This window comes from Microbacterium terregens, from assembly GCF_039534975.1.
GTDB lineage: Bacteria > Actinomycetota > Actinomycetes > Actinomycetales > Microbacteriaceae > Microbacterium > Microbacterium terregens.
The window spans coordinates 3,426,458-3,449,351 of record NZ_BAAAWH010000001.1 but is presented as its reverse complement, the minus strand read 5'-3'; the positions used below and the strand labels follow the sequence as shown (position 1 = coordinate 3,449,351).

The 22,894-nt window shown below is 68.7% G+C and carries 24 protein-coding genes and 1 pseudogene; 8 read left to right on the top strand and 17 right to left on the bottom strand.

All coding sequences use genetic code 11. The features are described from left to right. Positions 1–44 precede the first annotated feature (44 nt). The 11 genes from ABD655_RS16135 to ABD655_RS16085 form a co-directional block, all read right to left on the bottom strand. Entirely contained in the window at positions 45–734 is a 690-nt protein-coding gene (locus ABD655_RS16135) for a class I SAM-dependent methyltransferase (RefSeq protein ID WP_344715545.1), read from the bottom strand. Continuing rightward, positions 722–1,189, bottom strand: coding sequence for an SRPBCC family protein (locus tag ABD655_RS16130; RefSeq protein WP_344715544.1), 468 nt, complete (start codon positions 1,187–1,189; stop codon positions 722–724). The genes ABD655_RS16135 and ABD655_RS16130 overlap by 13 nt, the downstream gene beginning before the upstream one ends. A gap of 63 nt (positions 1,190–1,252) precedes the next feature. Further along, positions 1,253–1,963 (bottom strand): RibD family protein, encoded by a 711-nt coding sequence (locus ABD655_RS16125; RefSeq protein WP_344715543.1) that lies wholly within the window; start codon positions 1,961–1,963, stop codon positions 1,253–1,255. Beyond that, positions 1,960–2,187: a hypothetical protein gene (locus tag ABD655_RS16120; RefSeq protein WP_344715541.1), complete on the bottom strand. Its 228-nt coding sequence runs from the start codon at positions 2,185–2,187 to the stop codon at positions 1,960–1,962. The genes ABD655_RS16125 and ABD655_RS16120 overlap by 4 nt, the downstream gene beginning before the upstream one ends. Beyond that, positions 2,187–3,002: an SAM-dependent methyltransferase gene (locus ABD655_RS16115; protein ID WP_344715539.1), complete on the bottom strand. Its 816-nt coding sequence runs from the start codon at positions 3,000–3,002 to the stop codon at positions 2,187–2,189. The genes ABD655_RS16120 and ABD655_RS16115 overlap by 1 nt, the downstream gene beginning before the upstream one ends. After that, entirely contained in the window at positions 2,999–4,087 is a 1,089-nt protein-coding gene (locus tag ABD655_RS16110) for a glycosyltransferase family 4 protein (RefSeq protein WP_344715537.1), read from the bottom strand. The genes ABD655_RS16115 and ABD655_RS16110 overlap by 4 nt, the downstream gene beginning before the upstream one ends. Continuing rightward, positions 4,084–4,485 (bottom strand): 6-pyruvoyl trahydropterin synthase family protein, encoded by a 402-nt coding sequence (locus tag ABD655_RS16105; RefSeq protein WP_344715535.1) that lies wholly within the window; start codon positions 4,483–4,485, stop codon positions 4,084–4,086. The genes ABD655_RS16110 and ABD655_RS16105 overlap by 4 nt, the downstream gene beginning before the upstream one ends. Further along, on the bottom strand, positions 4,482–5,462 hold the full coding sequence (locus ABD655_RS16100) for a zinc-dependent alcohol dehydrogenase (protein ID WP_344715533.1): 981 nt from the start codon (positions 5,460–5,462) through the stop codon (positions 4,482–4,484). Before ABD655_RS16100 ends, ABD655_RS16105 begins: the two co-directional genes overlap by 4 nt. Positions 5,463–5,786: 324 nt before the next feature. Beyond that, complete coding sequence (locus ABD655_RS16095) at positions 5,787–6,248, bottom strand: SRPBCC domain-containing protein (RefSeq protein ID WP_344715531.1); 462 nt, start codon at positions 6,246–6,248, stop codon at positions 5,787–5,789. 9 nt (positions 6,249–6,257) lie between these two features. Beyond that, a complete protein-coding gene (locus tag ABD655_RS16090) occupies positions 6,258–6,905 on the bottom strand; it encodes a dihydrofolate reductase family protein (RefSeq protein ID WP_344715528.1) in 648 nt (215 codons plus the stop codon). Positions 6,906–6,917: 12 nt separating this feature from the next. Beyond that, complete coding sequence (locus ABD655_RS16085) at positions 6,918–7,247, bottom strand: ArsR/SmtB family transcription factor (protein ID WP_344715526.1); 330 nt, start codon at positions 7,245–7,247, stop codon at positions 6,918–6,920. A gap of 83 nt (positions 7,248–7,330) precedes the next feature. Here ABD655_RS16085 and ABD655_RS16080 point away from each other — a divergent pair, with 83 nt between their 5' ends. After that, on the top strand, positions 7,331–8,143 hold the full coding sequence (locus ABD655_RS16080) for an enoyl-CoA hydratase/isomerase family protein (protein WP_344715524.1): 813 nt from the start codon (positions 7,331–7,333) through the stop codon (positions 8,141–8,143). Then, entirely contained in the window at positions 8,140–8,997 is an 858-nt protein-coding gene (locus ABD655_RS16075; protein ID WP_344715522.1) for a 3-hydroxyacyl-CoA dehydrogenase family protein, read from the top strand. The genes ABD655_RS16080 and ABD655_RS16075 overlap by 4 nt, the downstream gene beginning before the upstream one ends. 89 nt (positions 8,998–9,086) lie before the next feature. On the opposite strand, the gene ABD655_RS16070 is transcribed toward ABD655_RS16075, so the two are convergent. Beyond that, positions 9,087–9,368, bottom strand: coding sequence for a GlsB/YeaQ/YmgE family stress response membrane protein (locus ABD655_RS16070; RefSeq protein ID WP_344715521.1), 282 nt, complete (start codon positions 9,366–9,368; stop codon positions 9,087–9,089). A 172-nt stretch (positions 9,369–9,540) separates the two neighbouring features. Next, entirely contained in the window at positions 9,541–11,274 is a 1,734-nt protein-coding gene (locus ABD655_RS16065) for an acyl-CoA dehydrogenase family protein (protein WP_344715519.1), read from the bottom strand. A 160-nt stretch (positions 11,275–11,434) separates the two neighbouring features. Between ABD655_RS16065 and ABD655_RS16060 the strand changes: the two genes are divergently transcribed. From ABD655_RS16060 to ABD655_RS16040, 5 genes and pseudogenes are all read left to right on the top strand, one after another. Then, positions 11,435–13,567 carry an APC family permease gene (locus ABD655_RS16060; RefSeq protein WP_344715518.1) on the top strand — a complete coding sequence of 711 codons (2,133 nt, stop codon included), beginning with the start codon at positions 11,435–11,437 and terminating at the stop codon, positions 13,565–13,567. Positions 13,568–13,678: 111 nt separating this feature from the next. Continuing rightward, positions 13,679–15,094 (top strand): annotated as a pseudogene (locus ABD655_RS16055) (sensor histidine kinase); the annotation flags it as partial. Continuing rightward, the gene (locus ABD655_RS16050) at positions 15,091–15,801 is read left to right on the top strand and encodes a response regulator (RefSeq protein ID WP_344715515.1); all 711 of its coding nucleotides are present in this window, start codon (positions 15,091–15,093) and stop codon (positions 15,799–15,801) included. The pseudogene ABD655_RS16055 and the gene ABD655_RS16050, both read left to right, overlap by 4 nt. Positions 15,802–15,908: 107 nt before the next feature. Further along, the gene (locus ABD655_RS16045; protein WP_344715513.1) at positions 15,909–17,522 is read left to right on the top strand and encodes an MFS transporter; all 1,614 of its coding nucleotides are present in this window, start codon (positions 15,909–15,911) and stop codon (positions 17,520–17,522) included. A 71-nt stretch (positions 17,523–17,593) separates the two neighbouring features. Beyond that, positions 17,594–17,947, top strand: a complete 354-nt coding sequence (locus ABD655_RS16040) for a hypothetical protein (RefSeq protein WP_344715510.1) — start codon at positions 17,594–17,596, stop codon at positions 17,945–17,947. Positions 17,948–17,995: 48 nt separating this feature from the next. Here the strand turns inward: ABD655_RS16040 and ABD655_RS16035 are convergent, their stop codons facing one another. Then, the gene (locus ABD655_RS16035; protein WP_344715507.1) at positions 17,996–18,946 is read right to left on the bottom strand and encodes an alpha/beta hydrolase; all 951 of its coding nucleotides are present in this window, start codon (positions 18,944–18,946) and stop codon (positions 17,996–17,998) included. Positions 18,947–19,093: 147 nt separating this feature from the next. Here ABD655_RS16035 and ABD655_RS16030 point away from each other — a divergent pair, with 147 nt between their 5' ends. Then, positions 19,094–19,651 (top strand): dihydrofolate reductase family protein, encoded by a 558-nt coding sequence (locus tag ABD655_RS16030; protein ID WP_344715505.1) that lies wholly within the window; start codon positions 19,094–19,096, stop codon positions 19,649–19,651. 105 nt (positions 19,652–19,756) lie between these two features. On the opposite strand, the gene ABD655_RS16025 is transcribed toward ABD655_RS16030, so the two are convergent. The 3 genes from ABD655_RS16025 to ABD655_RS16015 are packed head-to-tail and all read right to left on the bottom strand — an operon-like array spanning position 19,757 to position 22,889. Further along, on the bottom strand, positions 19,757–20,740 hold the full coding sequence (locus tag ABD655_RS16025) for a fumarylacetoacetate hydrolase family protein (protein WP_344715502.1): 984 nt from the start codon (positions 20,738–20,740) through the stop codon (positions 19,757–19,759). Next, the gene (locus tag ABD655_RS16020; RefSeq protein ID WP_344715499.1) at positions 20,737–21,759 is read right to left on the bottom strand and encodes an amidohydrolase family protein; all 1,023 of its coding nucleotides are present in this window, start codon (positions 21,757–21,759) and stop codon (positions 20,737–20,739) included. Before ABD655_RS16020 ends, ABD655_RS16025 begins: the two co-directional genes overlap by 4 nt. After that, positions 21,756–22,889 (bottom strand): FAD-dependent oxidoreductase, encoded by a 1,134-nt coding sequence (locus ABD655_RS16015; protein ID WP_344715496.1) that lies wholly within the window; start codon positions 22,887–22,889, stop codon positions 21,756–21,758. Before ABD655_RS16015 ends, ABD655_RS16020 begins: the two co-directional genes overlap by 4 nt. Positions 22,890–22,894: the final 5 nt, after the last annotated feature.

The following is a 22,894-nucleotide window of genomic DNA, read 5'->3' as shown; positions in this document are numbered from 1 at the left end:
TGCGCTGACGTATCGCGGATCGGGCTCGAAGTCGGCCACCGCCGTCAGCGAGGGGTTTCGGGGCCGGACCCGGCGGCGAGGAAAGCAGTCCCGAAGCACAGCGCAGTCCAGGAGGGGTCAACCAATCGGTCCTGGATCTCCGCGCGGATCGTCTCCCACGGACGGCGCATGATCCACGCGTCAAGGGAGGCGGAACCCCGCACCGTTGCGATTCCCAGCCGCGACAGCCACCCCGGCGTGATGTCGGGGATCTTGAGATCGAGCACTACCCAGCGTCCGCCGCCGGAGAGGGCCGCGGCACCGTGCGCGATGACCTGTCCGCACTCCGGCACCTGCGTCAAGGCGTAGGTGGACAGGATCGCGTCGACCCCAGCCGGAAAGCTGAAGTCGGCCGCGTCGGCCTGTACGAGGCTCACGTTGCTCCAGCCGTTCGCTTCGACCCGGTCTTCGGCACGGGCGAGCATCGCGTCGGTGAGGTCGACTCCCACGATGTGACCGCGGGGACCGATCGCCGCCTCCAGCAGCCCGAAGTTCAGGCCCGTACCGCAAGCGATGTCGACCACGGTGTCTCCAGCGCGGAGGCCCAGCTCACGCAGTGCACGCAAGCGCTGCGACCGCTGCGGGTAGCCGGGCACCGGGTACAGCCGGGAGGTGATGTCATAGCGCCTGGCCTTCTTGCGGTAGATCGCCATCAGGCGCTCTCGAGTATGGTCGGCCTCGTTCACCGTGACCACGCGCCTGCCTGCGCGCCCGACTCGACCGCCGCCTTGATCCCCGCCATCTCGATATCGCTCACCCGCTGAATCTGAGCCCGGAGGGCACGGCCGGGGATGGCGCGCATGAAGCGGGCCGGGTCGACCTCGACCCACATCATGGCTTCGGTGTATCCATCGCCCGCCGGCCCGAACTCCATTCCCCAGCGCGCGACCGAGGTTCCCATCGTGCCGACGAACGCCATCGAGCGCGGTGCCTCGACGGTGGTCACCTGCTCACTCCGGCTGTGATTCCAGCCGAAGTCCCTCGCCCGCTGCTCCACCCACGCGCCGGGCCGGAGCACACCGCCGCCGCGAACCCGACATTCGAGCACCGTCGGCGCCCACTCCGGCCAGCGTCCGACGTCGCACATGTAGTCCCACACGTCGCTGACGCCCCGCGCGACTGTGATGCGGCTCTCGGTTCTGATCGTCATTGCGTCGGCTTTCGGTAGATGAGTTCCATTGCTTCAGGTTCGCGGTCACGTCCACGTCGGGACCTACGCGTCGCGTCCGCCGTTTCCGTTGTCGACGATCACGGCGCCTGCGCGGGGCGTGGACAGGACATATTTGAGAACCACCATGTCGCCGATACGACGGGTCTCGGCGAGGGGTGCGTGCCGATCGGGCGTCCAGGGGATTTCGCCGTCGCCGGTCAGCCGGGGCGCACGGCGGTCAGCGACGAAGAACGGTGCGATGGCCAGCTGCAGCTCATCCACGAGCTCGGATGCCAGGAACTGTGTGATCACCGTTCCGCCGCCCTCCACCAGGAGCGTGCGCACGCCGCGATCGCTCAGTTCGCCCACCAAGTCGGATACGGTGACCGCATCACCCAGTCCGACGACCGTCGCGCGTTCGCCCAATCGGTTGCGCGTCCGCCGGACCGCCGATCGCGGGCAGTACACGAGCTTCGTCGCCTCTCCGGCGGTGAAGAATTCCGACCGAGGATTGAGGTCGCCCGTTGCCGTCAAGGTCACCTTGAGGGGCGACGGACCCAAGCCCGCTGCGCTGCGCCTTGCCCGTCGCTCTTCGCTGCGTACCAGCAGTCTCGGATTGTCTGCGCGCACGGTGCGCGCTCCGACCAGGATGGCGTCGCTATGCGACCGCAACTCGTCCACTCGATCGAAGTCCGCCGCGTTCGAGAGGGCCAGCCGCGGCGGAGAAGCGGTGTCCAGGTACCCGTCGAGCGACATGGCGGCGCTGAGGATCACGTACGGCCTGTCGATGACGAGCTCCCCTCTGGATGGATGCCATCCCACGCGGCGGCGAGCGCGCGCGCGACGACGGCGAACGCCCCGCCGGCAACGCCCTCGCGCGGCATCCTCGCCCTGATTCTCAGCGGGATGGATGCCGCGCGCAGGACGAGCGCGACGACGGCGACGCTGCGCGGTGCCACGTCTGCTCCGACGTACGGCGCGCTCATCTGCACGGGCATCACGGCCACGCCAGCAGATCGGTGTGCGCCAGGACGGCGCAGAGGTCGCCGCGCTGTCTCTGCGCGGTACGCGATTCGCGGTACTCGGGGCCTGACGAGCGACGACCACCGAGCTGTTCCGAGGCCGCATCGACCCAGCCGTCGAACCACTCGTCGAGAAGCCGAGGGTCGTGGTCTCCCAGCCGCCAGAAGGTGGCGGCCGATCGCACCTTCCACCCGGACTCCACGAAGAGGCGCTGCGCGAGCGCGCCACCGGTCGGTCCGAGGAGTGGACGTCCGCCGACATGACGTCGCTGATGCGCGTTGAAGGCCTCCTCGAAGAGACCGTCGCGCGGATCCGCCGGGTCGAGGCGGACCTCGCCGGTCACGCTCAGGCTCAGGAGCACCGGGCAGCCGACGGCCACGCACGCCTGGACCAGCGCGTGCAGTTCCTCGGTGGTCAGCACATCGAGCAAGGCGGAGGCGGTCACCAGTGACGCGGAGTCGAGATCCCCGGCGGCAAGGTGTGCGAGCTCCCCGCTGCGGGTTCGGATGGCGACGGGCCTGCCCTCGCGATCGAGCGGGGCGACCCCGCCGGCAGCCCGTTCGACGAGCTCCGCGTTCCAGTCGTGCAGGATCCAGGTCTGCGGTCCGGGGAGGATCGGTGCCATCCAGCGCATCATCGACCCCGTTCCGCTGCCCAGGTCATGGACGACGATCGGACCGGACTCGAGCATGCCGGCTGCGGTGAGGGCGAGCTCACGGGAACGGGCCCGGGCGTCCTCGTGCTCTCGAAGCGCCAGCCAGTCGCTGCTGACCTGAATGATCTCGCTCACCCCGCGAGCCGCCTCTCGTATCCGGCGCCGTCGACTCCCCGGCGGGCACCGATGAGGACCGCGGCGGCGATCTGCGCGGACTCGCCCCATGTCCGTCCGGCCGTGCGCACCAGCGCTCTCGCCTTGAGCGCAGCACGCACATCGGGGTCCCCCGCCCACTGCCGCAGGACGGCGCGCAGCGTCTCCGGATCGTCCGCCGGAACGAGGACGCCGGCCGCGCTGCCGTTGATCGCCTCCGGCAGTCCGCCGACGTGGGCCGCCACGACCGGGATGCCGCGGGCGAGAGCCTCAGCGGCGACCATGCCGTAGCTCTCCGTCCGCGAGGGAGCGACGACGAGGTCCGCAGACAGAAACATCTCCGTCCGCCGCTCACCCGTGAGAGCCCCCGTGAGGACGACTCGCTCCTCGAGACCGGCGGAACGGATCGCGGCGGCAGTCCGCGCTGCGAACGCGGGGTCGGCGTTCAGCGAGCCCACGATCGAGCACGTCCAACCGGGCAGATCGGTCATGCCCGCCAAGGCGTGAACGAGGACATCCTGCCCCTTGTGGGGCGCGACGGCGCCGACGCACAGCATGTGGGGGACCGGGACTGATCCTGTCGCAACGGGTGCGGCATCCGTGCCGGGATGGACGACCGTGATCCGCCGGGGCATCGCGAGCGCGCGGGCGATGAGCTCAGCCCGGGTCCATTCGCTGGTGGCGATCACATGCCGCGCGGCACGCAGAGCACGGCGCTCTCGTTCGATGGTCCCCCCGGCGTCCCCGATCCCGGTCATGGCGCTCGCGACCATGTGCGCCAGCACGACGATGCGAAGGCGGCTCGAGTGCGCGTCCAGCGCGTCCGGCGCCGCAAGGGCGATCAGTCCGTCGATCAGCACGACGGAATCCCGCGGGAGATGGGACAGCGCGCGGGACAGCGCGTGCGTTCCGCCGGGGATCACCGACCTCATCCGGATGTCGAGACCGTGGGCGCGCAGCGCCTCAGCGATGCGAAGGTCGTAGACGTTCCCGCCGCTGACACGATCGGCGTCCTCGATGCCGTCGGGCACGACGAAGTGCACGGCCGCATCGTCCGCCCTGTTCACAACGTCCTCTCGTAGCTCGCCCAGGCGATGTGAGACTCGTGCAGGGTGACGCCGACCGACGACAGTCGCCCGGCCGCCGGCCCGAGTCGCCCATCGGCGACATGGGCGGCGAGTCGGTCGGCGATGACCTGGCACATCCGCTCCGTCGTGGTGTTCACCCCGTCGAATTCCGGTTCGTCGTCCAGATTGCGATAGGTCAGCGCGCTCGTGATCTGGTGGAGCGCGTCGGCGGCCCGCCCGATGTCGACGACCACGCCGTCCTCGTCCAGCTCGTCCGCTCGGAACGATGCGTCGACGACGAACGTCGCGCCGTGCAGCCGTTGCGCGGGGCCGAACGACTCCCCGGAGAAGCTGTGAGCGATCATGATGTGGTCTCGCACCGTCACGGCGAAGGTCACGCGGCATCCCCCCAATCGATCGTGTGGCACAGGTCCCCGCTCCGGCCGGTCGCGAGCCCCGCCATCACCGCGGGCAGGTCCCGCCAGGAGGAGTGGCCGGTCAGCAGCGCATCGAAGGCGGGGTCGCGCAGGAGCTCGAGCGCGAGCGTCAGCCGGTCGCGAGTCGTGCGCGTGTTCCGTCGGCGTTCGGCGACGGCGCCCACCTGGCTCGAGCGGATGGTCAGTCGTCGCGAGTGGAAGTCGGCTCCGAGCATGAGCGTCACCGGGCGGTCGCCGTACCAGCTGGCCTCGATCACCTCGCCGTCGGTCACCACGGACTCCAATGCGAGCCGCAGCCCGGACTCCGATCCGCTCGTGTTGACGACCAGATCGCGATCCGCCGGCGCGTCGCCCGGCCCGGCGAAAGCGACGCCCAGTCGCTCGGCGATCTCGCGACGCGATTCATCTACATCGACCAGCACGACGTCGAGTCCGGGGATGCTGCGGATCAGCCGCGCGACGCAGCATCCGATCATCCCAGCGCCGACGATCGTCACCCGGTCCCCGATGAGGGGGGCGGCATCCCACAGCACGTTCACCGCGGTCTCCACCGCGCCGGCGAGCACCGCGCGGCGGGCGGGCACGCCGGGCGGCACGGGGACCACAGCGTCGGCGGGAGCGACGAAGAGGGACTGATGGGGGAACAGGGTGAAGACCGTGCGGCCGCGGAGCGCTTCGGGGCCCTGCTCGACGACGCCTACGTTGAGATAGCCGTACTTCACCGGGCCCGGAAAGTCCCCCTCCTGGAAGGGCGCGCGCATCCTCTCGTGCTCGCCGGCCGGTACGCGACCCAGAAAGACGGATGCCTCGGTGCCGCGGCTGATACCCGTGTAGCCGGTGCGCACAAGGACGTCCCCCTCGCCGGCACGAGCGATCGGCCCGCGGCGGAGAACGCCGACACCCGGTCCGTCGATCCAGAAAGCCATGGCCTCGAGCAACCGAACCTCCTTGAACCTCGTGTGGGAGGGAGCGCGTGGCTGCCCTGCGTGTGAACGAATATGCTCCACGCGACGCTCCTTGACAAGGACACGGCAGGGCCACGAACGAGGTTCCGCTCACCTCGATCGCGTCGGAGCCTCTTTCGTGGCGTTCATGGGCTCGGCGTTGATCGTGGAGGAACATACGTGCTCGCGCTGCCGTACCGCTGACGGCGGCCACTCGAACTTTGCCGGTCGTCACCGTGCTCGTGCCGGCCTGACAAGGCATCGTGCCTCTTTCTTACGCGAGGCGCGGGTTCGTTGATGCAGGGCCCGGGCGAACCGTCACGTGAGGTGGTCAGCGAGCGTTTCGAGGATGCCGCGCATGCCCTGTTCGCGTTGCGGGGCGTCGGCCCAGAACCGGTCGAAGAAGATTCCGTGCTCGACGTGCGTGAGTCGCGTGCCGTCCGGGATCGATTCGAACTCGAACGAGGCGATCGATGTGGACATGTGGGCGCCGTCGAGCCACATGTCGTAGGTCGTGACGATGCGTTCGTGCTCGACGATGTCGGTGTACACGCCCTCGTAGCGCGAGAGTGGTCCGCCGTGAAACTGTGCTTCGTCGACGTCGCGGCCGCCGACGCGGAAGTCGAACGCCCACGCGCCGCGGGCGAAGGTGTCGCCGTCGCCGAACCAGTCGCGCTTGCGGTCTTCCTCGGCGAAGGCGCGCCACACGTTGTGGACGGGCACGGGGTAGTCGCGGACGAGGGTGAAACCGGAGTGCGCGAGTCGGCGTCCATCAGTCATCGGTGTCTCCTATCGGCGGAAGGTGACATGGATCGTGCCGCTCTCGGCGACCTCGGACGTCACGGTATGGGTGAGCTCGAGCCCGCGCAGGTCGTCCCAGACGCGGTTCCCTCGGCCGAGCACGATGGGGGCGATTCCGACGTGCAGGTCGTCGACGAGGCCCGCGCGGAGGAAAGCGCGCGCCGTTCGGATGCCGCCCCCGACGCGCACGTCGAGGCCGTCGGCGGCGACCGCCGCCTCGGCGAGGACGTCCTCGATCGCTCCGGTTCGGAAGTGGAACGTGGTGCCCCCCGCCATGGGTATCGGTGGTCGCGGCGCGGAATGGGTGAGGACATAGACCGGGCAGCCGAAGGGCGGCTCGTCGCCCCACCAGCCTTTCCAGTTCGGGTCGTCCGCGTTGACGTGGAGCCCGAACATGGCGGCTCCCATGATCTCCGCGCCGACATCTGTGAAGAAGGCAGCAGCGTAGGCCTCATCGATACCGGTCGTCCCTGCGCCGCTGTCGTCGCCGAATACCTTCTCGCGGAATGTGCGGGTTGCCGCGTACGAGGCCGTCAGAGGACCCCAATCTTCACCCATGGGGTTGTCTGAAGTGCCGTCTGGTGCTGCGGTGTATCCGTCGAGAGACGAGAACAGGTCGATTCGAACGCGAGTCATTTTGTGGTCTCCTCACAAGGTTGCGCGGGATAAGTGGATGCCCAGACGGTCCGCCGAACGTTCGGCCGGCGTCCGCTGCTCGCCGAGCCAGAGGTGCAGGACGTCGAGAGCGCCAGGTTGCAGAGTCGCGGTGCGCACGCGCCCCTGCTTGGTCGACGTGATGACCCCCGCGTCCTCCAGGATCCGGAGGTGCTGGAGCAGCGACGGCAACGCCATCGACAACGGGGCCAGCAGCTCGGACACCACCGCCGGCGACTTCGCCAACCGCTCCACGATCGCGCGACGAGTCGGATCAGCGAGCGCGCGAAGCACCACGTCAACTTCTTCGCGATAGCTAGGCATATACCTAACTATGGCACGATTTCGTGATCGCCTGGGTGAATGGGGGATTGGACGCGCATGGATCGTGGTGGGAACCTGACGTGGTGAACACCTTGCGAATGCGAGAGGGCAGCGACCGGCTCGTCGTCGAGCTGCATCGCCCCGACGTGCGGAATGCCATCGACGATGAGATGGTCGCCGAACTGCACGAGGTGTGCTCCGGCCTGGAGCGCGATCCTCGTGTCTTGATCCTGACCGGCGCGAGCCCAGGGGAGACGAGCACAGCGGAGACGAGCGCAGGGGAGACGAGCCCAGGGGGGACGAACACAGCGGAGAAGGGCATATTCGCCTCGGGCGCCGACATCCGGAGCCTCCTCGGGCGCGGCCGCGATCAGGCTCTCCAGGGCATCAACTCCGGGCTGTTCACGCGGATCGCGCGGCTGCCGATGCCGGTGATCGCCGCCGTGGACGGCTACGCCCTCGGCGGAGGGGCCGAGCTCGCCTACGCCGCCGACATCCGGATCGCATCCACCCGTGCCGTGTTCGGCAACCCCGAGTCCGCGATCGGGATCATGGCCGCGGCCGGCGCGACCTGGCGGCTCCTCGAACTCGTCGGAGAGCCGCTCGCGAAGGAGATCCTCTTCACCGGTCGCCGACTCACCGCCGAAGAGGCGCTGCGCGTCAACCTGGTTGCCTCCATCCACGATCCGCAGGATCTGCTCGCCGCCGCCGACGCGCTCGCCGATCGCATCGGCGAGCAGGATCCCCTCGCCGTTCGTCTCACGAAGAGGGTGCTGGCGGCGCCTCGCTCCGCGCATCCGCTCGTCGACGATCTCGCCCAGGCGATCCTCTTCGAATCGGACGCCAAGACGGAACGGATGACCCGTTTCCTCAACCGTTCGAAGGAGTCCACATGACCACCGTCCCCGCATCCGTCGGTGTCATCGGCGGGGGACGGATGGGCGCCGGCATCGCGCAGGTGTTCGCTCAGGCCGGTTCCTCCGTCCGCGTCATCGAGCGCGACGAGGCCGCTGTCGCCCAGGCCCGCTCGCGTCTCGAGGACGGCGTGGCGAAGGCGGCGGTGCGCGACGCGTCGGTGGATGCGGCATCCGTGCTCGCCCGCCTGGATGTGAGCGATGACTACGCGGCGCTCGCGGGCGCGGAGTTGGTGATCGAGGCGGTTCCGGAGGTCATCGCGCTGAAGATCGAGGCGCTGACCCGGGCCGAGCGGGTCATCGGCGCAGCCGCCTGGTTGGCGACGAACACGTCGTCGCTGTCGGTCACGGGGCTGGCGGATCAGCTCCAGCGGCCCGAGCGCTTCTGCGGTCTGCACTTCTTCAACCCGGTGCCGCCGTCCGCGCTGGTCGAGATCGTGCTGACACCGCGCACCACCCCCGAGTTGCGCGTGCTCGCCGAGGCGTGGGTCGCCGCGCTCGGCAAGACGCCGATCGTGGTCAACGACGCCCCCGGCTTCGCCAGCTCACGCCTCGGCGCGGCGATCGCACTGGAGGCGATGCGGATGCTGGAGGAGGGCGTCGCCAGCGCCGATGACATCGACACCGCGATGGTGCTGGGCTATCGGCACGCGACTGGGCCGTTGCGCACGTCCGATCTCGTGGGCCTGGACGTGCGTCTGGGGATCGCCGAATACCTGCACGAGACCCTCGGCGACCGGTTCGCCCCTCCGCAGATCCTGCGGGACAAGGTCGCCGCAGGCGAGCTCGGCCGCAAGACCGGTCGCGGGTTCTTCGACTACCGCGACGGCGCCTGACCGACACAGGGGCACCGCAGAGCGTGCCCTCACACACGTGCGCCGACCGCCATTGCGGCGGCCGGCGACGGGGAATGCTGTCTGTGGGGTTATCGCGATCCTGCGACGCGCCGACGCGTGACGAGGACATAGATGCCCAGCACGATGATCGCGCCGATGATGGAACCGATGATGCCGGCGGGCTGGAGGAAGCCGCCGTTGGGGTCACTGCCGAAGATGAGGAAGCCGAGGAATCCGCCGACGAACGAGCCGACGATTCCGAGGACGATCGTCAGCAGGATGCCGATGCTCTGCTTGCCGGGGATGACCGCACGCGCGATGAGGCCGGCGATCAGGCCGATGACGATGAGGCCGATGATGGTCCAGAGCATGATCTCTCCTTAGAGTGGGTGACCCGCGTTCCGGAGCAAGGCGCACCGGGGCGGGACGGATCCAAGGTTATGACTCGGCTGATCTTCTCGTCGCGGCCTTCCCATCGGGACCGCGGCGCTGTACGATCACGTCGCTCTGGACGGGGCTGGGCTCAGCCGAAGGCGATCGGGACTACGCGATCTCGCCGGCGGCCACGGTGTCTGCGAGCGCATACGCGCGGGGTAGGTGGTGCGCCCCGTAGAAGTCGGCCATCGTGAGTCGCTCTGCGTCGCCCGCCGACATCTCGCCCTTCGAGAGCACGGCCTCAACCGCGAGGGCGTGCATCCATCCCCCGGACAGGGTGCCGAGCAGCATCAGGTAGGGGACGCTGACCGCGTACGCGTCGCGCGGTGAAGCGCCGTGGCCCAGCAGATCCGCGGTCGCCCGGCGGGCAGCATCCACCGCCCGTGTCAGGCGATCAGCCGTCCGGGTCGCAACGGGGTGGGCGTGCTCGCGCAGACGCTCGGTGGTCTCGGTGATCCGGGTCAGCAGCGCGTCGACGGTCTCGGCCCGGTTTCGCAGGACCTTGCGCCCGACGAGGTCGTTCGACTGGATCGCCGTGGTTCCCTCGTAGATCGTCATGATCCGTGCGTCGCGATAGTGCTGGGCGACTCCGGTCTCCTCGATGAAGCCCATTCCGCCGTACACCTGGATGGCGTCGCTGGTGACCTGCAGGGCATCCTCGGTCGCCCAGCCCTTCAGGATCGGCACGAAGAACTCCGCCAGCGCGGTCGTGGCGGCGTCGGCCGATGCGGCGCGATCGAGCAGGTCCGCGACGTAGACGCCGAGGGCCCGCATCGCGAAGATCTTGCTCGACATCGACAGCAGCAGGCGGCGCACGTCCGGATGCTCTGCGATGGTGGTCCCGGCCGAGCGCTCCAGCACCGCGCCTTGGGTTCGCTGCGCGGCGTAGGCGGCTGCCTGCTGGTACGCCCGGTCGGCGATTCCGGTCGCCTGGAACCCCATGCCCGCCCGTGCGGAGTTCATCATGACGAACATTCCCGCCAGGCCGCCGTGCAGCTCTCCGACGAGATGACCGGTCGCGTCCTCGTAGGCCAGGGCGCACGTCGGGCTGCCGTGGATTCCCAGCTTGTGCTCGACCGCGAGCGTGGTGATCGCATTGCGCTCGCCGATGCTTCCGTCGTCGCCGATCAGGAACTTCGGTGCGACGAACAGCGAGAGGCCCTTCGCCCCCTCGGGGGCGTTGGGGGTGCGGGCGAGCACGAGGTGCACGATGTTCTCCGCGACATCGTGGTCACCCCAGGTGATGAAGATCTTCTGGCCGCGGATCGACCAGGTGCCGTCCTCGCGAGGGGTGGCCGTCGTGCGGATCGCGCCCAGGTCGGTGCCGGCATCCGGTTCGGTCAGGTTCATCGTGCCGGTCCACTCGCCGGAGACGAGCTTCGTGAGGAATCTCTCGCGCAGATCGTCGGATGCTGTCGCATCGAGAGCGTGGATCTGGCCAGAGGTCAGCAGCCAGCAGAGTGCGAACGCCGCGTTGGAGGCGTTCCAGATCTCGCCCAGTCCGGCCCGGATTGCGCCGGGCAGGCCGTCTCCCCCCGCCGAGACGGGGGCCTCGGCGGTGATCCAGCCGGCCTCGACGAACGCGCGGTACGCCGGCGCGAACCCGTCGGGCAGATGCACGGAGCCATCGACCAGGCGGGCGCCGTCGCGGTCGCCCACGGTCTGCAGCGGGGCGAGGACGGATGCCGCGAATTCGCCCGCGGCGGCGACGATCTCGGTGCCATCCGAGGCGGTCAGTTCGCGCCCGGTGGCACGTGCGACCACGTCGAGGCCGAAGGCCTCTCCGAAGAGGAACGCATAGTCCTCGACCGGCGGCCGGTAGGCGGAGTCAGCGGCGGCCATGATGGATCCTCCTGCGTTGGGATTTGAGACTTAGGTTCATGGTACCTGGAACTCAGTCTCAGCAGAAGGGAGTGCGCCCCGGTCGCACCGCCGCTGCCGTGGCGCATGGATTCCGTGAGGATGAGAGCTTCCACGCGTCTGCAGCCCGCCGGCGAGCGTAATGTCGCTCGCCGTGACCACTGAATACCGCCAACCGAGCGATGAGGCACCGCTTGCCAAACGCCTCATCATCGGCGATGCACTGACCTCGGAGCAACTGGACGAGCAGCTCCTGCCCAAGAAGCGAGCGCTTCCGATTTTCGCCTCCGACGCATTGAGTTCGGTCGCGTATGCGCCGCAGGAGTTGCTGATGATCCTCCTCATCGGCGGCACCGCGTTCCTCGCGTTCTCACCGTGGGTGGCCGCCGGCGTCGTCGCGCTGCTGATCGTCGTCGTCGCCAGCTACCGTCAGCTGATCAAGGCCTACCCCTCGGGTGGCGGCGACTATGAGGTCGCTCGGACGAACCTGGGTGAGGTGCCCGGCGTCGTGGTCGCCGCCGCGCTGCTCGTCGATTATGTGCTGACCGTCGCGGTGTCGGTCGCATCGGGCGTGGACAACATCATCTCAGCCATTCCCGAGCTCAATCCGGGCCGCATCGAGATGGCCGTCGGTTTCGTGATCCTGATCGTGATCGTGAACCTCCGCGGGGTGCGTGAGGCGTCGTTCGCCTTCGCCGTCCCTACCTATGTCTTCGTCGGGTCGGTCGCCGTGATGATCGTGGTGGGCCTGACGCGCACGCTCCTCGGCGACCCGCCCGTGGCATCCAGCGCGGAGTTCGCCGTGCAGGCGGAGTCGCTCACCCAAGCGGCGGTCATCCTCCTCGTGCTGCGCGCCTTCTCGAGCGGATGCTCGGCCCTCACGGGCGTCGAGGCGGTGTCCAACGGCGTGCCCGCCTTCCGCACACCGAAGGTGCGCAACGCGCAGATGACGTTGACCCTGATGGGCGGCATCGCGATCCTGCTCTTCTCAGGCCTGGTCGCGATCGCGCTCGTGTCAGGGGTCCACTACGCCGAAAACCCGTGTCACCTGATCGGCTTCGACTGCGAGGCGGGACCACAGCCCAGCCTGATGGCCCAGGTCGCCGCGGCGACCTTCGGCACGGGCTCGATCCTGTTCTTCATCATCCAGGCGGCGACGGCATGCGTGCTCCTGCTGGCCGCCAACACGGCGTTCAACGGGTTCCCGCTGCTGGGTGCAGTGCTGGCCCGCGACGGCTTCGCGCCGAAGGCCCTCAACACACGCGGCGATCGCCTCGTGTACTCGAACGGCATGGTGCTGCTGGGCGTCGCGGCGATGGTCGTGCTCGTCATCTACCGGGCCAACCTCACCACCCTCATCCAGCTGTACATCATCGGGGTGTTCGTGTCCTTCTCGATCGGGCAGATCGGCATGGTCCGGCACTGGCGACGGGTGTTGCGACAGACGCCCGCACCGTCACCGGATGCCGCGGCCGCAGCATCCGCCCGCCGCGAGCGCCGCTCCGCACACAGGGGCCTCGTCATCAACGCCGCCGGCGCGGCGATGACGATATCGGTGCTGCTGATCGTCACGATCACGAAGTTCACCCACGGCGCCTGGCTGGTGTTCATCGCGATCCCCATCCTGGCGATCCTGATGATCGGGGTGAACCGCTACTACCGCGACGTGGAGCACGAGATCCGCGTCGACGACACGACCCGCTTCGGAGCGGACGGCGACCTGGCGATCGTTCTGGTGAATCGCCTGCAGAAGCCGGTCCTGAAGGCGGTGGATTACGCGCTGGCCGCACAGCACGACAAGGCCGTCGCCGTCCACGTCGCGGTCAGCGATGAGGAGTCGGCGGCCCTGCAGAAGCAGTGGGAGGAGCACCGCATCCCGATGAAGCTGGTCATCATCGAGTCGCCCTACCGGTCATACACGGCGCCGGTCACGAAGTTCATCAAGCAGTACCGCGAGAAGTTCGGTTCCTCCGTCGTCACCGTCTACCTGCCCCAGTACATCGTCGGACATTGGTGGGAGTCGCTGTTGCACAACCGCCGGTCCCGGCGCATCGCACAGCAGCTGATGCTCGTGCACGGCGTATCGATCACTCTTGTGCCGTGGCTGCTGGACTCATCCCGACTCATCTACGGCCGCCGCTCGCGCCCGCTTCCGGGCGACCAACGGGCCGGCCGACCCGCGCCGGAGCCGCAGCGGGCAGGGCGCCGCGCGAGCCGCCCGGCCGGACCGCCCACACCCGAGACCGAGGGGCGATCCGCCGCAGCGGTACGCTGACGCGGATCATGTGGGTCCGACAGGACTGCGCACACGCGGTCTGAATGGCAACTCGAAGGGTGGTGGATCGAGGTGGTCGACGACATCGATGAGAAGACGGCGGACAGCTACCGTTTCGTGCTTCCTCGTGTCACGGGTGGTGCGCTCAGCCGACAGCGGGTCGGGCTGGGCTTCGCGCTCGCCCTTGCCGGGGGGCCGCTGCTGACCTGGTTGCTCTACTCGTTCCGTACACCCGAGTCGATCACCGCGGAAGTGCTCGCGTTCCAGCTGCTCGTCGTGGTGGTGGCGCTGATCGGCGGGATATGGCCCGCGCTTCTTGCTGCGGTGCTGTCCGGCCTGACCCTCGATTTTCTCTTCGTGGCACCGCAGTTCTCGGTCCAGATCTCTGATCCGCTGCACCTGTGGGCTCTGTTCCTGTACGTGCTGATCGCCCTCCTGGTCAGCTACATCGTCGACACGGCCGCCCGTCGAGCGCGTATCGCACAACGCGCTGCCGCCGAGGCAGAGCTGCTCGCGGCGGTCGCGGGCAATGTGCTCCGCGGCGAGAGCGCCCCGCTCGCGCTCGTCACGCGTACCCGCGAAGCCTTCGGCCTGTCCGGGGTTCGGCTCCTCGATGCGCACGGCGCCGTGATCGCCACCGACGGCGAACCGGTTCGCGACAGCCGCTTCGTCTCGGTCGCCGTCGGCCGACTCGGCGCCGCGGACCGCGCGACTCTTGAACTGCACGGGCGCGCACTGGATTCCTCCGAGCGTCGCCTGCTCGAGGTCATCATCGCCCAACTCAATGCCGCGCTCGAGCGCGCCGAGCTCACCGAAGCAGCCAGGGCGGCGGAGAGCCTCGCCGCCGCCGACCAAGTCCGCAGCGCGCTCCTCTCGGCGGTGAGTCACGACGTGCGCCGGCCCCTCGCGGCCGCCATCGCGGCCGTCGGCGGACTTCGTGCCAGCGGGCCGAACCTGTCGGACGAGGACCGGGACGAACTCGTCGAAACCGCGGATGAGAGCCTCGCCGCCCTCTCGAAACTGGTCACGGACCTGCTGGACGTCAGTCGCGTCGAGGCCGGCGTGCTCGCCGCGGCGCCGCAGCCCATCGACCTGGCCGACGTGGTGCTGGCCGCGTTGGAGGAGCTGAGCCTCGGACCCGATGTCGTCGATCTCGCGCTGGATCCGGAGATCCCCGCGGCCTGGGCCGACCCCGTGCTGTTGCAGCGGGTGCTCGTCAATGTGCTCGCGAATGCCGAGCGTCACGCGCCCGTAGGAACCCGTGTGAGTGTGACGACGGCTGTGCACGCGACGGCCGTGCAGCTGCGGATCATCGACCACGGAGCCGGCATCGCCCCCGACCGGCGCGAGGACATGTTCGCGCCCTTCCAGCGACTGGGCGACACCGACAACGGCACGGGCCTTGGCCTCGGACTGGCGCTGTCCAAAGGGTTCACCGAAGGAATGGGCGGCACGCTCACACCGGAAGACACCCCCGGAGGGGGGCTCACCATGGTGATCTCGCTGCCCCTCGCGGAGCGACCGTGAAGGTCCTCGTCGCAGACGATGACCCCCAGCTGGTCCGCGCTCTGCGGATCACCCTCTCCGCGCACGGCTATGAAGTCATCGCCGCGCCCGACGGCGCCGCCGCCATCGCCCTCGCGGGGGCGGAACGTCCGGACATCGTGATGCTGGATCTGGGGATGCCGCAGCTTGACGGCGTGGCGGTCATCGAGGCTCTTCGCAGATGGACGAGCATCCCCATCATCGTCGTGTCCGGGCGGGCCGGGTCCGCCGACAAGGTGGAAGCTCTGGATGCCGGTGCCGACGATTTCGTCACGAAGCCGTTTCAGATCGACGAGTTGCTGGCACGCCTGCGGGCACTCTCACGGCGGGCTCCGGCATCCTCCGACCAGCCGGTCGTCTCGTTCGGCGATGTTCGCGTGGATCTCGCGGCGAAGGCGGTGACCCGCGCCGGTGTGCTCGTGCACCTCACGCCGACCGAGTGGCAAATCCTGGAGATGCTCGCCCGCAAGCCCGGCGCGCTCGTGACCCGGACCGCGCTGCTCGAAGACATCTGGGGCACCGCTGAGGTGACGGACACCGGCTACCTGCGGCTCTACCTCTCGCAGCTGCGCAAGAAGCTGGAGGAGGAACCCGCCCATCCCGTGCACCTGCTCACCGAGGCGGGGATGGGATATCGACTGGTTCTCGACGGTCCACGCCGCGCAGAGGCACATCCGCCGAACCCGTGAGGTCCTGGCAGCGACCGCTGCTGCGCGCTGACGACGACCATTTCGCGGTCGGCGCCGGATCGGGGATCCTGACAGGTCCGTTGGAAACGGGAGTATCGTTTCCTTCCGTGATTCAGGACGCCGATCGATTCCATCGCCTGCGTTGGTGGGGGCTCGCCGCGATCTCGCTGGGCGTGGCGCTCATCATCATGGACGCCACGATCGTGGCGGTTGCGACTCCGGCCATCATCGAGTCGCTCGACCTCACCACCACTCAGGTGCAATGGGTGCAAGAGGTCTACACCCTCGTGTTCGCGGCTCTGCTGATGGTGTGGGGCACGATGAGCGACCGCATCGGGCGGCGCCGGCTGCTGTTGATCGGGCTCGGCATCTTCGTGGGGGCGAGCATCCTCTGCGCCTTCGCCACGAGCGGCACGTGGCTGATCGCCGCCCGCGCCCTCCAGGGCGTCGGCGGGTCGATGATCCTGCCGACCACCCTGGCCCTGCTGAACGCCACGTTCCGCGGGAGCGAACGCAGCATCGCGTTCGCCGTCTGGGGATCCACGATCGGCTCGATGGCCGCGGTCGGCCCGGTCGTCGGCGGGTGGCTGACATCGGCGTTCTCGTGGCATTGGGCGTTCTGGATCAACCTGCCCTTCGGCATCCTGGTCATCATCGGAGTTCTGATCTGCGTCCCCGAGTCCCGCCAGCGCGGGGCGAGCCGCTTCACCGACTGGGTCGGTGCGGGCGCGTCCATCCTCGGCTTCGGCATGCTCGTCTTCGCGCTGATCGAGGGACGCGCCTACGGCTGGTGGGAGGCGACGGACTCAGCGCCCGTCAGCCTCGGCGGCTTCAGCATCATCCCGATCCTCTTCGTGCTCGCCGTCGTCGTCCTCGGCGTGCTCGTCCTCCGAGAACGATCGCGGGTCGCTGCCGGCAAGTCGGTGCTGCTGGATGTCACGCTCTTTCGCATCCCCACGTTCAGCAACGGCAATGTCACCGCCCTGACCGTCTCGCTCGGCGAGTTCGGACTCATCCTCTCGCTGCCCCTGTGGTTCCAGTACGTCCTCGGCATGGATGCGCTGCAGGCGGGCCTCGCGCTCCTTCCCCTCGCGGTGGGGTCGTTCGTGGCCAGCGGATCCATTCACTCGCTGGGCAAGTACCTGAGCCCGGTGCAGATGGTCCGCCTCGGCATCCTGCTGGAGATCGTCTCCCTGGCAGTGATGGCGCTTCTGATCCGCCCCGACTCGACGCTCTGGGTCACGGGTGTGCCCCTGTTCTTCTACGGCATGGGTGTGGGGTTCGCGACCGCGCAGCTGACGCAGCTGATCCTCGTCGACGTCCCCCTGGACAAGTCGGGACAGGCGTCCTCGACGCAGTCGACCGCTCGCCAGGTCGGGTCCGCCCTCGGTATCGCGATTCTGGGAACCGCGCTGTTCACGACGCTGCGCGCAGGTACCGAGGCGCGCCTGAGCGACCAGATCGCGGCCGACCCCGCCGTCGGGGACCTCGTCGCGGGCGTCTCCGACTCGGCTGGTGCGCTCATCGCCGAACTGGCGGGCAACCCCGCAACGGCCCCCATCGCGGATGCCGCTCGCGAGGCACTCACCCAGGGTGTGTCGGTCGCCGCTTGGATCGCGATCTCCGCGCTCGTCGTCGGGTTGCTCACCACGATCCCGCTCGGGCGACGGGTCGCGGAGGAGAGTGCCGAAGAGCCGCGGGCGGTCGACGCGGAGAGCTGAGGCCGTCCACCGCGCTGGAAGGGCCATTCGCGCTTTTCATTTAACCGACAAGGTGTCGGTAAGATGGTCGCATGGAAATCCTGAAGAACGTCATCCTCGCCCTGCACATCATCGGCGTCGCCGCGCTGCTGGGAGGCGTTCTGTATCAGATCGGAGCGATGCGCCAGGGCAAGGCACGCGTGCTGCCCGCCATGATGCACGGCGCGTGGACGATGCTCGTGACCGGAGTGCTTCTGGTCGGCCTGCAGTATCCGCTCGGCAACGATGTGAACAACGTCAAGATCTCCGTGAAGCTCGCGATTCTCGTCGCCATCATCGTGATCGCCCTCGTCAACCGCAAGCGTGAAACCGTCGCCGCGTGGGTGCTCCCGGTGATCGGCGGACTGGCCGTGGTCAACGTTCTGCTGGCGACCGTCTGGCGGTAGCGCCGCACCGAGTGGGCGGTCCAGGCCGCCCCGTCCGGGGCCGCTGACTCAGTCGAACGTGGACGTGATGAACTCGAACACCGAGGCCAACAACTGGTCGCCGGTGGCGGCCTCGCGGAACAGGTCGGTCCCGTGGTAGCCGCTTTCGTCGATCAGCAGCTCTTTTTCCGGTGCGCCGGACGCGGCGTAGAGCGCTCTCACCTCGCGTTCCAGCGCACCCTCCATGTCTCCGGGCGAAACGATCATCAACGTCGGGGCCGTCACGCTGCTGATCGCCGCCTCCGCGTCCAGGGGGCCGCACTGCGCGGGCGAAGACATCACGAGCAGACCGGTGATCTGAGGCTCGGCGGCGGCGAGGATCGCAGAGACGCTCCCACCGCACGACGCGCCACCGATGAACACCCGTTCCGCGCCACGGCGGTGCAGCTCGGCCAGCGCCGCCGCGCCATCGCGATCGATGTTGTCATTGTCCGGTGACTGTTCGGATGCTCCGTGGTTGCGGTATTCGGGAAGGATGACCTGGTATCCGGTGTGCGCCAGTCGCTGCGCCAGCGGAACGAATGAGCAGATGTGGTAGCCCTGCTCGTGAGACAGCAACACCCCTCGGGGCCCCTCGCCCAGCACGAGCGCCGAGAGGTGGACTCCGTCAGAAGTCGTGAGACTGGTGACGTTCGACCGAAGCTCCTGCGGCACGCAGTCGTTGACGAGGTAGCCGTCCGCGGTGATCGTGGACTGGTGCGGCCAGGACGGCGGGTAGTCGACCGGCGGATTGCCGGGTATCGGAGCGACCGCGTCGTCCGCCGCGTTCCCCTCCACGGTGATCGACGGTGACGGTGATGGGTCATGCGCTCGGGCGCTGGTGCAGCCGGCCGTGGCGATCGCCAGCGCCGCGGTGATGCACGCCAGGCCATAGCGGATCGTTCGCGTGCCGGACGCCGCCGGAGGCTTCATCCGCGACCGGGCCGGGGGAGTCTCAATGTCGAAATCGCGCTTGTTCACGAGATGACCCTAGGTGGCGGCGTGTTTCGCAAACGTATGCTCCCCGCGCTGGCCCAGTCGAACCGACCGCGAGTGGACCACGGTCGCGGATCCGCGCATCCCTAGTCTCGGAGTGTCACCGCACGAACCACCCTGTGAGGAGGCGTCATGCCTGCCGTTGTTCTGATCGCATCGATATCCCTGGACGGATTCGCCGCCGACCGCCACCGCAGTGTGGAGCGGCTCCATCGCTGGTTCATCGGTCCCGACGCGGATGAATCGTCTGCATCAGACCCCTTCCTCACGCGCTTCCGCGCGACGGGAGCGATCGTGTTCGGCCGCAACACGTTCGACGACGGCCAGGAGCCGTGGGGAGAGGATGACGTGTTCTGGGCGCCGGTCTTCATCGTCACCCACGAGCGTCGCGATCCGGTCGTGCGGAACGGCGCGCTGTTCACCTTCGTCGACGGCGCTCGGGCGGCCCTCGAAGCCGCCGGGATCGTGGCGGGTGAGAAGGAGGTTCACGTGATGGGCAGCGCCGATGTTGCGCGGCAGCTTCTCGGCGACGGTCTGATCGATGAGATCGACCTGCACGTCATTCCTGTCATCCTCGGCGCGGGTGCGCGGCTCTTCCCGGACGACCTCGTTGACGCGATCGAGCTCGAGCTCACCGACAGCGCGGAGTCCCGTGGTGTTCAGCGTCTCCGGTACCGGGTCATGCGCTGACCGGCCGGCCTTGCAGCCGGGCCCCGAGGCGGTCGATGGGGATCCTCCGGGATACGAATGAGGTTCGGAAAACCCGCCCGGTCAGCGACCGCACCGTTCGCGGCCTCAGTCGCGAACCCGGCTGCGGGGGCGCCGGCGCGCGGGCGGCAGCTCGGGTGCCGAAACGGCAGCGCCAACGCGTGCGGTGAGGTCGCCGATCCCGTCGATCGTCATCGAGACCTCGTCGCCCTCGGCCAGCGGCGGCGGTGAGAGCCGTCCGTTGCGACCCCACAGCTCGCCCAGGCACCCGCCGTTGCCGACCGTCCCGGAGCCGAGCACGTCCCCGGGCACCACGCGCGCGTTGCGGGACGCATAGGCGACCAGCTCGGGGAACGGCCACCCCATGTTCGACACCAGGTCCTCGCCGATGATCTCGCCGTTGACCCGCACCTCGGCGCGCAGCGCGAGGAAGCCTTCGTCGTCGAGGTACGGCGCGAGCTCGTCCGCCGTCACGATCCACGGTCCGAGAGTGGTGCCGAAATCCTTCCCCTTGCACGGGCCGAGGCGCACCTTCATCTCGCGTGCCTGCAGGTCGCGCGCGGACCAGTCGTTCATGATCGTGTACCCGAAGATGTGCGATGCCGCCTGGAGCGGGTCGAGATTGGCTCCGTCGGACCCCGGTACGCCACCGATCACGGCGGCGAGCTCGAGTTCGAAGTCGAGTCGTTCGGTCACCGGTGGCCGCACCGGCTCGTCGGGGCCGAGGATCGTGTGCGGATTGGTGAAGTAGAACGTGGGCGCCTCGTACCACTCGGCTGCGACATGGCTCTTGCCCTCGACGCCCGCGCTGACACCCTCCACATGCTCTTCGAAGGACACGAAGTCGCGCACCGAGGGCGGCGTGACAGGTGCCAGCAGCCGGACTTCGCCCAGCGGACGGCGACCGGCGCCGGGATCGCCGACGGCTCGCGCGTGGAGCGTGTGCGCGGCATCCAGCCCTTCGGCGAGGACGGACGCGACGCTCCGACCGTCGGGGAACGGAATCACGTCCGGACCCTCCACGAAACCCTCTCGCACCTGGGTGCCGTCGAGCCAACGGGCGATCCTCATGCGCTGCCGCGCGTTCCGATCAGTGCCGCGGCGTTGCCACCGAGGATCCGCCGCGTGAGCTGCTCGGGCAGCTCCGCTTCGCGGATCTTCGCGACCGGGTCATCGAGCCCCATGTCGAACGGGTAGTCGCTGCCGAGGACGACACGATCCTCGCCGGCCACCTCGACCAGCGCACGGAGGGTCCGCGAGTCGTGCACGACGGTGTCGAACCAGAGTCTGCGCAGATACGTGGAGGGCGGATGCTCGCAGCCCCGGGCATCCGGACGCACGTGCCACGCGTGGTCGGAGCGCCCGATGACCGTGGGCAGGTAGCCCCCGCCGTGTGCGGCGACGATCTTCAGGCCAGGATGCCGATCCAGCACGCCGGCGAAGATCAGGTGTGACAGGGCCACCGCGTTCTCGGCCGGCTGGCCGACGGTGTTGGCGAGATAGAACCGGTCCAGCCGCTCGTCGAGGCTGCAGCCGAAGGGATGGAGGAAGATGACGATGCCGAGCTCTGCGGCACGTGCCCAGAACGGCTCGAGGCGCGGGTCGGACAGTTCGACATCCCCCGCGAACGAGGAGATCTCCACTCCGGCGAGCCCGCGGCCGAGCACGGCATCATCGAGGTACTCGACCATGCGCTCGGGATGCTGCATCGGCACCAGGCCGAGGCCCGTCAGTCGATCGGGCGCCTGGGCGACGTGCTCGGCGATCAGGCGGTTGGCCTCGCCCGCAGCCCAGACGGCCAGCCCCTCCGGGGCCCACGGATAGAAGTGGTTCGGCGAGGCGCTCACCCACTGCGTCTGGACGCCTTGCGCGTCCATGTCGGCCAGACGCACGCCGACATCGGTGAGCTTCGGGATGCGCATCCCGATCATCGGACCCGACACCGCCTGGCTCGCGGCGCCGTTGCGCCTCAGATCCAGCGCGGCCGCCTCGGCCACGAGCTCGGGCGCGCGGCGCTCGACCTCGGCGTGCAGGGAGGGGAGCAGCACGTGCGCGTGAACGTCGATGACGCCCGTCTCGGAGGCGCTCATGCCGGCTGCGCCATCTTCTGCGCGATACCGAAGATCAGTCCGCCGGTGTCGGCATCACGATTGCCGTCGATCTGCCACTGGCCGAGCTGCACGGATGCTTCGACCACCGCCTGCGCGCGGGGAATCCGACGCTCATGGAAGTCATCCCACAGTGTCTGATCGAGGTGGTCGCGGGTGGTCAGAAGTTCGGTCAGCACGTAAGAGTCCTCGAGTCCTTGGGCCGCGCCTTGCGCGATGGTGGGTGGGCAGCTGTGGGCGGCGTCGCCGATGATCACGACACGGCCGCGATTCCACGGCGCCGTGACGAGGTGTTGCGTGAACCACGTGTAGTTGGCATGGGCACCCTGTTCCAGATCCGTTCTGATCTGATGCCACGGCCCGCCGTACGCGCGCGATTCGTCGAGCATGATGCGCGTCGCCTGTTCATCGGAGACGCCCGACCGGTCCTGGGCCTTCTCGACGAGGAACGCGTACATCGAGTCCTCCCCGGTGGGCGTGTAGCCCGCGATGTAGACCGGACCGCCGTAGTACAGCTGGGTGCGCTCCACTTCGGCCGGCCGCGAGACGAACGTGCGCCAGATGCCCATGCCGGTGGGCTGTGGTTTGACAGCGATCCCGATCAGGTCGCGCACGGTCGAGTTCACCCCGTCCGCACCGACGACCAGGTCGTACAGTCCCACGCTCGTTGAGTCGATGAACAGTTCGACGGATGCCGGTGACTGCGTCAGTCCGGTCGCCTTCGCACCGAAGTGCAGGGTCGCGCCGGCACGCTCCGCGTGCGCCAGGAGGATGCGGGCGAGCTCGGCGCGCGGCATCCCCATCGCTGCGGGGTAGTCGGGTCCACCGGTCTTGACGTCCGGCAATTCCGCCACGACGGGAGCGTCGGGACCGGGTGCCCGCAGTGTGAGGCCCTCGAACGCGTATCCTGCGGCGCGGATGTCGTCCCAGGCGCCGAGCGCGTCGAAGACCCGGAGGGCGTTGCCCTGAAGCGAGATGCCCGACCCGAGCGCGGCGAGTTCGGGTTTGGCTTCGAAGACGTCCACCTCGACGCCGGCTTTCGCCAGCTGGATGGCGGCGGCGAGCCCCGCGACCCCGCTGCCGATGACGGCGACCTTGTTCACTGCGGTCATTTCAG